Origin of the sequence: Novosphingobium sp. UBA1939 (assembly GCF_002336885.1) — a bacterium.
Lineage (GTDB): Bacteria > Pseudomonadota > Alphaproteobacteria > Sphingomonadales > Sphingomonadaceae > Novosphingobium.
This window is the reverse complement of record NZ_DDFB01000124.1, coordinates 1-11050: the sequence shown is the minus strand read 5'-3', so window position 1 is coordinate 11050 and position 11050 is coordinate 1. Positions and strand designations below refer to the sequence as shown.

At 67.2% G+C, this 11050-nt stretch carries 10 protein-coding genes, 1 tRNA gene and 1 pseudogene; 11 read left to right on the top strand and 1 reads right to left on the bottom strand.

Annotated features, from left to right (window positions below; translation table 11 throughout):
- Positions 1-11: 11 nt before the first annotated feature.
- The 6 genes and pseudogenes from B3547_RS22075 to B3547_RS16165 all read left to right on the top strand — a co-directional run.
- Positions 12-458: pseudogene (locus B3547_RS22075) on the top strand (sodium/proton-translocating pyrophosphatase); the annotation flags it as partial.
- Positions 459-501: 43 nt separating this feature from the next.
- Positions 502-1995, top strand: coding sequence for a sodium/proton-translocating pyrophosphatase (locus B3547_RS16185; protein WP_414690568.1), 1494 nt, complete (start codon positions 502-504; stop codon positions 1993-1995).
- 162 nt (positions 1996-2157) lie between these two features.
- On the top strand, positions 2158-3342 hold the full coding sequence (locus B3547_RS16180) for a GNAT family N-acetyltransferase (RefSeq protein ID WP_292964704.1): 1185 nt from the start codon (positions 2158-2160) through the stop codon (positions 3340-3342).
- Positions 3339-4220 carry a transcriptional regulator gene (locus B3547_RS16175; protein WP_292964702.1) on the top strand — a complete coding sequence of 294 codons (882 nt, stop codon included), beginning with the start codon at positions 3339-3341 and terminating at the stop codon, positions 4218-4220. Before B3547_RS16180 ends, B3547_RS16175 begins: the two co-directional genes overlap by 4 nt.
- Before the next feature lie 31 nt (positions 4221-4251).
- Positions 4252-5154 (top strand): acyl-CoA thioesterase, encoded by a 903-nt coding sequence (locus tag B3547_RS16170; RefSeq protein ID WP_292964700.1) that lies wholly within the window; start codon positions 4252-4254, stop codon positions 5152-5154.
- Positions 5155-5243: 89 nt separating this feature from the next.
- Positions 5244-6407 (top strand): M23 family metallopeptidase, encoded by a 1164-nt coding sequence (locus B3547_RS16165; protein ID WP_292964698.1) that lies wholly within the window; start codon positions 5244-5246, stop codon positions 6405-6407.
- Between the two features lie 23 nt (positions 6408-6430).
- On the opposite strand, the gene uvrC is transcribed toward B3547_RS16165, so the two are convergent.
- The gene (uvrC, locus tag B3547_RS16160) at positions 6431-8368 is read right to left on the bottom strand and encodes an excinuclease ABC subunit UvrC (RefSeq protein ID WP_124807749.1); all 1938 of its coding nucleotides are present in this window, start codon (positions 8366-8368) and stop codon (positions 6431-6433) included.
- A gap of 209 nt (positions 8369-8577) precedes the next feature.
- Between uvrC and infA the strand changes: the two genes are divergently transcribed.
- From infA to B3547_RS16135, 5 genes are all read left to right on the top strand, one after another.
- Positions 8578-8823 (top strand): translation initiation factor IF-1, encoded by a 246-nt coding sequence (infA, locus tag B3547_RS16155; RefSeq protein WP_100866134.1) that lies wholly within the window; start codon positions 8578-8580, stop codon positions 8821-8823.
- Positions 8823-9428 (top strand): Maf family nucleotide pyrophosphatase, encoded by a 606-nt coding sequence (locus B3547_RS16150; protein WP_292964696.1) that lies wholly within the window; start codon positions 8823-8825, stop codon positions 9426-9428. The genes infA and B3547_RS16150 overlap by 1 nt, the downstream gene beginning before the upstream one ends.
- A complete protein-coding gene (locus B3547_RS16145) occupies positions 9421-10413 on the top strand; it encodes a ribonuclease (RefSeq protein ID WP_292964694.1) in 993 nt (330 codons plus the stop codon). The genes B3547_RS16150 and B3547_RS16145 overlap by 8 nt, the downstream gene beginning before the upstream one ends.
- A complete protein-coding gene (gene yacG, locus B3547_RS16140) occupies positions 10410-10592 on the top strand; it encodes a DNA gyrase inhibitor YacG (protein WP_124807752.1) in 183 nt (60 codons plus the stop codon). Before B3547_RS16145 ends, yacG begins: the two co-directional genes overlap by 4 nt.
- A gap of 128 nt (positions 10593-10720) precedes the next feature.
- Positions 10721-10796: transfer RNA gene (locus B3547_RS16135), tRNA-Phe, on the top strand.
- The last annotated feature ends 254 nt before the right edge of the window (positions 10797-11050 follow it).

Here is an 11050-nt window from a genome sequence, read left to right as displayed (position 1 = left end):
TCGCCGCCGCCATCCAGGAAGGCGCGCAAGCCTATCTGAAGCGGCAGTACACCACCATCGCCATTGTCGGCGTTGTGGTCGCGGTGATCGTGGCGGTCTCGCTCGGCGCGGTATCGGCGATCGGCTTCGTGCTTGGCGCGGTGCTCTCGGGCGCGGCGGGGTTCATCGGCATGAACGTGTCGGTCCGCTCGAACGTTCGCACCGCTGCCGCCGCGCAATCCGGCCTGCAGCAGGGCCTCACCCTTGCCTTCCGCGCCGGCGCCATCACCGGCATGCTGGTGGCGGGTCTGGCTCTCCTCGCGATCGCGGTATTCTTCTACTATCTCACCAGCATCGCGGGTGAAGCGGCCAACAGCCGCACCGTCGTCACCGCGCTCACCGCGCTGGCGCTCGGTGCCAGCCTCGTTTCGATCTTCGCCCGTCTGGGCGGCGGCATCTTCACCAAGGCCGCCGACGTCGGCGCCGACCTTGTCGGCAAGGTCGAGGCCGGCATTCCGGAAGATGATCCGCGCAACCCNNGTGGGCGACTGCGCCGGCATGGCCGCCGACCTGTTCGAAACCTATGTCGTCACCATCGGCGCGACCATGATCATGACCGCGCTGCTCGTGAAGAACGCGGCCAACCTCGACGCGCTCATGGCGATCCCGCTGCTGATCGGCGGCGTCTGCATCGTCACCTCCATCATCGGCACCTATTTCGTGAAGCTCGGCTCCTCGAACAACATCATGGGCGCCATGTACAAGGGCTTCTTCGTTACCGCCCTGCTCTCGGTTCCGGCGATCTGGTTCGCCATGAACCACGCGCTGGGCGGCACCGTGGGCGATTTCAGCGCCATGGAAGCCAGCACCACGTACCAGGCGTTCGGCCATGACTATGCGTTCACCGGCCGCTCGCTGTTCTACGCGGGCTTCGTCGGCCTTGCGCTGACCGGCCTGATCATCTGGATCACCGAATACTACACCGGCACCAGCTACCGCCCCGTGAAGTCGATCGCCAAGGCCTCGGTCACCGGGCACGGTACCAACGTGATCCAGGGCCTGGCCATCTCGATGGAAGCCACCGCGCTTCCCGCGCTGGCGATCGTCGCCTCGATGATCATCACCTACAAGCTCGCCGGTCCGCTCGGCATCGCCTATGGCGCCACCGCCATGCTCGCGCTCGCCGGCATGGTCGTCGCGCTCGATGCCTATGGTCCGGTCACGGACAACGCCGGCGGCATCGCCGAAATGGCCGGGCTCGACGATTCGGTCCGCGAAAAGACCGACGCGCTCGATGCCGTGGGCAACACCACCAAGGCGGTCACCAAGGGCTACGCAATCGGCTCCGCCGGTCTCGCCGCGCTGGTGCTGTTCGCCGCATACACCACCGACCTGCGCGAATTCTTCCCGAGCCTGAGCGTCGATTTCAGCCTCGAGAATCCTTACGTTATCGTCGGCCTGCTGCTCGGCGCGCTGCTGCCCTACCTGTTCGGCGCGATGGGCATGACTGCGGTCGGCCGGGCCGCCGGCGATGTCGTCGTCGACGTGCGGGATCAGTTCCGCGACAATCCGGGCATCATGGAAGGCACTTCGAAGCCCGACTATGCCCGCACCGTGGACCTGGTGACCAAGGCCGCGATCAAGGAAATGATCGTGCCCTCTCTGCTCCCGGTCCTCGCGCCGATCGTGGTGTACTTCGTGATCTCGTGGGTCGCGGGGCAGGACAACGGCTTTGCGGCGCTGGGCGCATTGCTTCTCGGCGTGATCGTCGGCGGCCTCTTCGTCGCCCTGTCGATGACATCGGGTGGCGGCGCGTGGGACAACGCCAAGAAGTACATCGAGGACGGCCACCACGGCGGCAAGGGATCGGAAGCGCACAAGGCGGCCGTGACGGGCGATACCGTGGGCGATCCCTACAAGGATACCGCCGGTCCGGCGGTCAATCCGATGATCAAGATCACCAACATCGTCGCGCTGCTGTTGCTTGCGGCGCTGGCAGGCCATAGCATGGTCTGATCATAACGTCCGGCCCGAGTCGGGGAGAAAGCGACCCCGCCCGTTCATACGGGCGGGGTCATTTCATTTCGGTGCGATCATTAACATAACTTTCGGTCCTTGCTGGTAGCCCGGATACGCGGTTTTGATTCCGCAGGCAGCCCAGGGCCAGAAGACAGTTTCGTGAGCGCGCAACCTTTCATCGAACGCCGATCCCGGCAGCGCCTTGCGCCAGCACCGGCACATGCCGTCATCACGGGCGATTCCGCGCTGATCGTCGCGCCGTGGAACAGTTGGGTCGATGCCGAGGCGGTACGGCGCTGGGATGCCCTGGCGCGCGATGCCTCCACGCCCAACCCGTTCTTCGAAAGCTGGTATCTGCTGCGCGCTCTGCGCCGTTTCGACCCCGCGGGCACGGTTCGGATCGCCCGGCTGGAAAGGGGCGGCGAACTGATCGGGCTGATGCCGCTGGCGCCTTCCTGGCGCTATGGCCGGTGGCCGCTGCCGCATCTGGGCAACTGGCTCCACCCCAATTGCTTCCTGGGCGCGCCCTTGGTCGCGCGCGGGGACGAGCCGTCATTCTGGCGCGCCTTGCTGGCCTGGGCCGATGCCAATGCCGGCCCGGCCCTGTTCCTGCACCTTGCGCTGCAACCGCTGGACAACGGCCTGATCGGCAGCCTTTACGCGATCGGCGCGGAACAGGGCAGGCGCATCGCGCTGGTGCATCGGGAAGAACGCGCGCTGCTGTGTTCCCGGCTTGCGCCCGACGATTACCTGCAGCGCGCGGTGCCGAGCAAGAAGCGCAAGGAATACCGCCGGCAACAGGCCCGCCTGTCCGAACTGGGAGCGCTGGAGTTCCACCGCGAAGATGGAATCGAGCGGGTCGCTTCGTGGGTCGAGCAATTCCTGACGCTGGAAGCCGAAGGCTGGAAAGGCCGTTCGGGCAGCGCGCTGGCCTGCGCGCCGCAAACCGAACTGCTGTTCCGCGAGGCGATGAACGATGCCGCCCATCGTGGCCTGCTCGAACGCCTGAGCCTCACCCTTGACGGACAGCCGATCGCCATGCTGGCGAACTTCCTGACGGCGCCCGGCGCCTTTTCCTTCAAGACCGCTTTCGACGAACGCTATGCCCGTTTCTCGCCCGGCGTCCTCCTCCAGCTGGAAAACCTGGCCATGCTGGAACGCGAAGATATTGCGTGGTGCGACAGTTGCGCCGCAGCCGATCACCCGATGATCGACTCGCTGTGGATGGAACGCCGCTCGATCGGCCGCATTTCCATCGCCATCGGCGGAACAACCCGCCGCGCCGCGTTCGAACGGCTGGTGGCCATGGAACTCAACCGCAATCCCGCAGGGATCATCCCATGAAACCAGACCACGGATCGTTTGACGCAAGCCGCGCCCTGCCCGTCTTCACCGACGAAGCCCGCGCCGCCTTCGCCACATCCTATCCCGAACAACCGCACAAGCTGACGCACCGGCTGGGCGATCACCCACTGATGGCGCTGGACGCGCTGGCGACGCTGGCCGAAGCGCTGCCGACAGCATCGGTCGAATACAACCGCGCGGACCTGCCCGTCGGGTTGAACGGCGCGAAGGCCGAAGGCAACGGCCTGGGCATCGGCGATACGATCCGCAACATCGCGTCGACCGGCAGCTGGGCGGCGCTCAAGAACATCGAACAGGTGCCCGCCTATGGCGAACTGCTGGCAAGCCTGCTGGAAGAACTGCGCCCGACGATCGAGGCCCGCACCGGCGCGATGCTGAAGCCGCAAGGCTTCGTCTTCGTCACCAGCCCCGATGGCGTCACGCCCTATCACTTCGATCCGGAACACAACATCCTGCTGCACTTGATGGGCAGCAAGGTGATGACGATGTTCCCGGCGGGCGATGCCTTCTACGCCCCCGACGAAACGCACGAGACCTATCACACCGGCGGCGGGCGCGAACTCTACTGGCGCGACGAGCTGGCGGCAGGCGGGCGCGAATGGGCGCTATCCCCCGGCGAGGCGCTGTTCGTGCCGGTGATGGCACCGCATTTCGTGCGCAACGGCCCCGCGCCTTCGGTATCGCTCTCGATAACCTGGCGTTCGGAATGGAGCTTTGCCGAAGCCGATGCGCGGGCCTTCAACGGACTGCTGCGCAGGAATGGCCTGAATCCCCGCGCGCCCGGCCGGTGGCCCGCAAGCAACAGGGCCAAAGCTTTCAGCTGGCGCCTTTATGCCAAGGCAAAGGGTTTGCGTTGACGTAAACGGCAGGCTCGCGCATGGGAGCGCGATGAACGACGCATCCCCTGCCCCCCAGCTTTCCGGCGAGGAACTTGTCAGCGGCCTGCTGCGCCTGCTCGACGTTGATGATCTGGGCGGCGACCGATTCCTTGGCAGCCGCAAGCCCGGCGGCGTCGGCCGCGTCTTCGGTGGACAGGTCATTGGACAGGCACTCGCGGCGGCCGAACGCACCGTGCCGGAGGATCGCCCGGTCCATTCGCTTCACGCCTATTTCCTGCGCGGCGGCAACGAGGACTACGAGATCGATTTCCGCGTCGAGCGCGATCTCGATGGCGGCAGCTTCTCCAACCGCCGCATCGTCGCCAGCCAGCTGGGCAAGCCGATCCTGACCATGCTGGCCTCGTTCCACCGGCGGGAGCCGGGCGTACGCCATGCGAGTGCGATGCCCGCCGTCCCCGCGCCCGAGGAACTGGTCAACGAGCGTGAACTGCGCCGCCGCCATCTCGACAAGTTGCCCAAGTCTCAACAGGAATTCGTGCTCCGCCAACGCCCGATCGACCTCCGGCCGGTGGAGCCGGAACGCTGGACAACGGCGAAGCGGATGGAACCCGTCGCAAACACCTGGTTCCGCAGCATGGCCGCTCTGCCGGACGATCCGAAGATCCACCGCGCGGTGCTGGCCTATGCCAGCGACATGACGCTGCTGGGCACCTGCACGCTTCCCCACGATCTGCGCTGGGACAAAGGCAACGTGATGAGCGCCAGCCTCGATCACGCGATCTGGTTCCACGACGATTTCCGCGCCGACGAGTGGCTGCTCTATGCCTGCGACAGCCCGTGGGCGGACCATGCGCGCGGGTTCAACCGGGGCCGCATCTACACGCGCGACGGCCGGCTGGTCGCCAGCGTAGCGCAGGAAGGCATGATCCGGCCGATCGCGCCCAAGGCCTGACCCGGTACCGTCACGCACGATTCCACAAGCCGTCGCAACCTTTCGACGGGCGTGCTTGACCCGCCGGAGCCTTGTGCGAGCATGGCGGGATGAAGCTGCCTTATCCCATCCTCGCCATGCTGGCATTTGCTCCGCTGCCCACCGGCGGTTCCGCCGCCATGGCAGAGGCCCCCGCGCTATCGGGCTTTCCCGTCGATGTGGCGATACCCAAAGCACCCGCGCCGGTGGTGACCGATGGCCGCGCGCGGCTGCTTTACGAACTGCGCGTCACCAACTTTCACACGGCGCCGATCGATCTGGCGGCACTGGACCTGCTCGACGATGCGGGAACGGTACTGGCCCACTATGCTCCGGCCGATCTGGCCGCGATGATCGGCACTATCGGCCCGGAACCCACGCCCGGCACCGAACGCACGCTGGCCGGCGGGCGGACCGGCGTGGTGTTCGTCGATCTTGCGCTCGCCACCGGCGCAAAAGTGCCGGCGCGCCTGGGCCATCGCCTGACTTTCTCGCTAACCCTGCCCGATGGAAAGACGATCGAACGGTCGCTGACCGGCCCGGCCACTCCGGTCGACGCGCCGGCCGTGGTGATCGCGCCGCCACTTGCCGGCGACGGCTGGCTGGCCGCCAACGGTCTGGCCGCGCCCGATCACCGGCGTTCGTGGAACGCGATCAACGGGCGGGCGCATCTGGCGCAGCGCTTCGCGATCGACTGGGTCCGGCTCGACAACAAGGGTCGCTTCCTCGCGGGTGACCCGGGCCGCAACGAAAGCTATCCAGGCTACGGTGCGCCCGTGCTCGCGGTGGCGGATGCCAGGGTGGTCTCGATCATCGACGATCTGCCGGAGAACGCCGGCGCCAACCCGCAGGAAGGCCGTCGTCCGACGGTGGAGACGATCAGCGGCAACACCGTGATCCTTGACCTGGGGAACGGCGCTTACGCCCTCTACGGCCACCTTCAGCCGGGGAGCGTTCTCGTCCATCCGGGAGAGGCCGTGCATACCGGGCAAGTACTGGCCAAGCTGGGCAATTCGGGCAATTCCGATGCGCCGCACCTGCATTTCCAGTTGATGGACGCTCCATCCGCGCTCGGTGCGGAAGGCCTGCCCTATGCCATTGCCCGTTTCACGATGGCGGGCGTGGCCAGCGATCCGGCCGTGCTGGATGGAAAGGCCGCCTGGAAAACATCGGGCCTGCCCCATGCCGTTGCCGCCGAATTTCCCGACAACAACGCGGTCGTCAGCTTTCCCTGAACGCGTGCTATCCGTTCGGCCGGTTATCCGTTCGGGTGGTAGAAATCGTACACGGTCTGGGCCACCGCTGAGCTGACGCCGGGCGCGCGCTGCAGATCCTCCAGGCTGGCCGCGCGCACCTTTCCCGCCGTGCCGAAGTGCAGCAGCAGCGCCCGCTTGCGCGCCGGGCCGATGCCAGGGATTTCGTCGAGCGGGCTGGCCGTGATCGCGCGGCTGCGCTTTTCGCGGTGCGCGCCGATGGCGAAGCGGTGCACCTCGTCACGCAGACGCTGCAAGTGGAACAGCACGGGTGAATTGACGGGCAGCGTCTTCTCCCGCCCGTCCGCGAAATGGAACACTTCCCGCCCTTCGCGGCCGTGGTGCGGCCCCTTGGCGATGGCGATCAGCGGCACGTCGTCGATGCCGAGTTCCTCCAGCGTCTCGCGCACCGCGCTCATCTGCCCCTTGCCGCCGTCGATCAGGACCAGATCGGGCCAGACCCCGCTTTCGCGATCCGGGTCTTCTTCCTGCGCCCGGGCGAAACGGCGGCGGAAGACCTCGCGCATCATCGCGAAATCGTCGTTGGATTGCGCCGCCTTGATGTTCCATTTGCGGTACTGGCTGTTGAGGAAGCCGTCCGGCCCCGCCACGACCATCGCCCCCAGCGCGTTGGTGCCCTGGATATGGCTGTTGTCGTAGATCTCGATGCGCTGCGGCACCTCGGGCAATTCCAGAAACTCCGCCATCTCGCGGTTGATCTTCGCCTTGGTACCGGTTTCAGCCAGACGCCGCTCCAGGGCTTCCACCGCGTTGCGGCTGGCCTGCTCCATCAGCCGCCGCCGGTCGCCGCGCTGCGGCACTGAAATCTCGACCTTGCCGCCGGCGGCCTCCTGCAAAGCCTCCGCCAACAGATCGGCTTCCGGCAACGCCCGGTCGACCAGGATCAGGCGCGGCGGCGGCACCTCCTCGTAGAACTGGGCGAGGAAGCTGGTGAGCACCTCGGCTTCCTCCAGCCCTTCGGTGTGGCTGGGGAAGAACGCGCGGTGGCCCCAGTTCTGTCCGCCCCGGATGAAGAAGGCCTGGATGCCGATATGCCCGCCCTTCGCCGCCATGGCGAAGACATCGGCGTTGCCCACGCCTTCCGCGTTGATCGCCTGGCTGCCCTGGATAAACGTGGCCGCGCGCAAGCGGTCGCGCAGCATCGCCGCCCGTTCGAAGTCCAGCGCTTCGGAAGCCTGCGCCATCTGCCCTTCGATCTCGCGCTGCACGGCGGACGACTTGCCCCCCAGGAAATCGCGGGCCTGCCGCACCAGATCGGCATAGTCGTCCTCGCTGACCCGCCCCACGCACGGCGCCGAACAGCGCTTGATCTGGTAGAGCAGGCACGGCCGGTCGCGCCGCGCCATGAAGCCATCGTTGCACGAGCGCAGCAGGAACAGCTTCTGCAGCGCGTTGATCGTGGTGTTGACCGATCCGGCGCTGGCGAAGGGGCCATAATAGTTCCCCTTCGCCTTGCGCGCGCCGCGATGCTTCATGATGCGCGGAAACGCGTGGTCGGTGCGCAGCAGGATGAACGGAAACGATTTGTCGTCGCGCAGCAGCACGTTGTACGGCGGGCGGAAGCGCTTGATGAGCTGCGCTTCCAGCAGCAGCGCCTCCGCTTCCGAATTGGTCGTGACAATCGTCATCGACCGGGTCTGGCTCACCATGCGCCGCAGGCGGTTGGGCAGGCGTTCCACCTGGGTGTAGTTGGTAACGCGGTTCCGCAGCACCCGCGCCTTGCCCACGTAAAGCACATCACCGCGCGCATCGTGCATGCGATAGACGCCGGGCTTGGCGGGCAGCGTGCGCACCACCTCGCGAATGGTCTCCACGCCCTTGTCGATATCCGGCTGGTCCGACCCGCGCAGCGCGTAGGTCGCCTTGTCCTCGTGGAAACGTTCGGACGATTGCCGGTCAGGGGGGACAGAGCCGCGGGCCATGGTGGTCCAGATAAGCGCTGTCCTCCGCTTTGGGGAGATGCCTGCCGCTGCGCGCGGTGGACAAACCGGGCACATCCACCCGCGCCGCCTGACGGCGTCGGCATGGGCTTCCCTTTTTGCTCGCGGGACGCTATGGGCGCGCCGCGCGGGACTGTTTCCGACAAGCTTGCGACACACGCAACCAAGCGAAAAGGCATCCGAAAGCGCCGATGGCGAAAGAAGAACTCCTCGAAATGCGCGGCACGGTGGTGGAACTGCTGCCGAACGCGATGTTCCGCGTGCGCCTTGAAAACGATCACGAGATCCTGGGCCACACCGCCGGCAAGATGCGCAAGAACCGCATCCGCGTACTGGTGGGCGACGAAGTGCTCGTGGAACTGACGCCCTATGACCTGACCAAGGGCCGGATCACCTACCGCTTCATGCCCGGCCGGGGCGGCCCCGGCCCCTACTGATGGCCGGCGTACCGACGCCGCCTTCCCCGCTGCCGCCCCTGGTCCTGGCCTCCGCCAGCCCGCGCCGCCTCGAGCTGCTGGCACGGCTGGGCGTGACGCCCGACAGGGTGCTGGCCACCGACATCGACGAAACACCGGGCAAGGGCGAACTGCCCCGCCCCCACGCAGTCCGCCTCGCCGCGGAAAAGGCGCGCGCCGCCGCCGCATTGGCGCCCGGCGCGCTGGTGCTGGCGGGCGATACCGTGGTGGGCGCGGGCCGACGCATCCTGCCCAAGGCGGAAGACGAAGCCACCGCGCGCGCCTGCCTGGCGCTGCTATCCGGCCGCCGCCATCGCGTGTTCTCGGCCGTCGCCGCCGTCACGGCTGACGGAACCCTGCACGAGACGCTGAGCGAGACGATCGTCCGCTTCAAGCGCTTCACGCAGGAAGAAACCGACGGCTACATCGCGAGCGGCGAATGGCGCGGCAAGGCAGGCGGCTATGCCATCCAGGGCAGCGCGGAAGGGCTGTGCCTGTGGCTTTCCGGCAGCCACTCCGGCGTGATGGGCCTGCCGCTCTACGAAACCCGCCTGCTGCTGCGCCGCGCGGGATTCCCGCTTGGCTGAATGGCTGCACGAGGCCGGGATCGGCGAAGAACGCGCGATCCTTGTGGACCGGGGCGAAATCATCGCCGCGCGCGTCGACTGGGGCGAAACGCTGCGCCCCGGATTCATCGGACCGGCCCAGGTGATCGTGAAGCACAAGGGCGCCCGGCGCGGGATCGCGCGGTTCGCCGATGGCGGTGAAGCGCTGGTCGATGGCCTCGATCCGGCGGTCACGGAAGGCGCGACGGTGCTGCTGCGCGTAACCCGCGCCGCGATCGCGGAAAAAGGCCGCACCAAGCTGCCGCAGGCACGCGCCGCCGCTGCGGACGCTGCGCCCTCCCCTGCACCCAGCCTGCTGGAAGACCTGCGCGCCGGCCCCCTGCCCGTCCGTTCGGTGCCGGTCACGGACCGCACCTTTGACGAAGCCGGCTGGCACGAACTGGTGGAACAGGCGCAAGGCGGCGAGATCGCCTTTGCCGGCGGCGGCCTCCTCGTCAGCCCCACGCCCGCGATGACGCTGATCGACATCGACGGCACACTGCCGCCGCCGATGCTGGCCCGCGCCGCCGTCCCCGCGATTGCCGCCGCCCTCGCGCGGCTGGACATCGGCGGATCGATCGGCATCGATTTCCCGACGCTGGCGGACAAGAAGGATCGCCATGCCGTCGATGCCGCTCTCGCCGAAGCGCTGGCCGGATGGAAGGGCGAACGCACCGCCATGAACGGCTTCGGCTTCGTCCAGCTCGTCGCCCGGCTCGAACGGCCCTCGCTGGTCGCACGCTTCGCCCGGCACCCCGCCGGTGCCGCGCTGCGCGCCCTGCTGCGCCAGGCGGAACGGGTCGCCGATCCCGGCGTGCTGCTGCTGACCGCCGCTCCGGCGCTCCGAAGGGCCATGCCGGCGGAATGGGAAGCCGAACTGGTCCGCCGCACCGGGCGCATCGTGCGCTGGCACGAAGACGCGGGTCTTGCTCTCGACGGCGGATTCGCGCAGGCAGTCGCGGCATGACCCTCAAACCCTCTCCCCGCGTGAACGGGCAACGCCGCTGCCCGATCTGCGGCAAGCCCCGCGTGGAAGCCCACGCGCCATTCTGTTCCACCCGCTGCCGCGATCGCGATCTGGTGCAATGGCTGGACGATGGCTATGCCCTCCCCGGCCCGCCGGCCGATCCCGATGCGCAGGATTGAACTGTCCCAGCCCGCGTTCGGCAGATAGAGGTGAAAAGTGCAAATCAGGGCTGGACAAGCCAGCCGCGCTTCGCCATAGGCGCGCTTCCATTCGCCAGACACCCTCTCGAGGGAAAGTCCGCAGCGATGCCCGGGTAGCTCAGTTGGTAGAGCACGTGACTGAAAATCACGGTGTCGGCGGTTCGACTCCGTCCCCGGGCACCATTGGCTTGTTCGCCAAACCCCGCCAAAGCTTGAAAAACGGCAGAAATCGGCCATATTCTGCATCGGCCTAACCGCTGATGTCCGCCTTTGCACGCCCGTAAGCGGGTGATTCTGGGGGCCACCTTGGGGGCCACTTTGAAACCGGCGAAAGGCGTGCCCCCAATGGCACTGACCGACACCGCAATCCGCAACGCGAAGCCCCAAGCGGCACCATAGCGCACGGATGCGCGTCCTGATCGAACTTCGCCAGGCGG

Bases quoted from the DNA above. Each gene is read 5' to 3' on its own strand.
- infA (WP_100866134.1), top strand. From the start codon at position 8,578: ATGGCGAAAGAAGAACTCCTCGAAATGCGCGGCACGGTGGTGGAACTG.
- yacG (WP_124807752.1), top strand. From the start codon at position 10,410: ATGACCCTCAAACCCTCTCCCCGCGTGAACGGGCAACGCCGCTGCCCG.
- uvrC (WP_124807749.1), bottom strand. From the start codon at position 8,368: ATGGCCCGCGGCTCTGTCCCCCCTGACCGGCAATCGTCCGAACGTTTC.
- B3547_RS16175 (WP_292964702.1), top strand. From the start codon at position 3,339: ATGAAACCAGACCACGGATCGTTTGACGCAAGCCGCGCCCTGCCCGTC.
- B3547_RS16150 (WP_292964696.1), top strand. From the start codon at position 8,823: ATGGCCGGCGTACCGACGCCGCCTTCCCCGCTGCCGCCCCTGGTCCTG.
- B3547_RS16170 (WP_292964700.1), top strand. From the start codon at position 4,252: ATGAACGACGCATCCCCTGCCCCCCAGCTTTCCGGCGAGGAACTTGTC.
- B3547_RS16165 (WP_292964698.1), top strand. From the start codon at position 5,244: ATGAAGCTGCCTTATCCCATCCTCGCCATGCTGGCATTTGCTCCGCTG.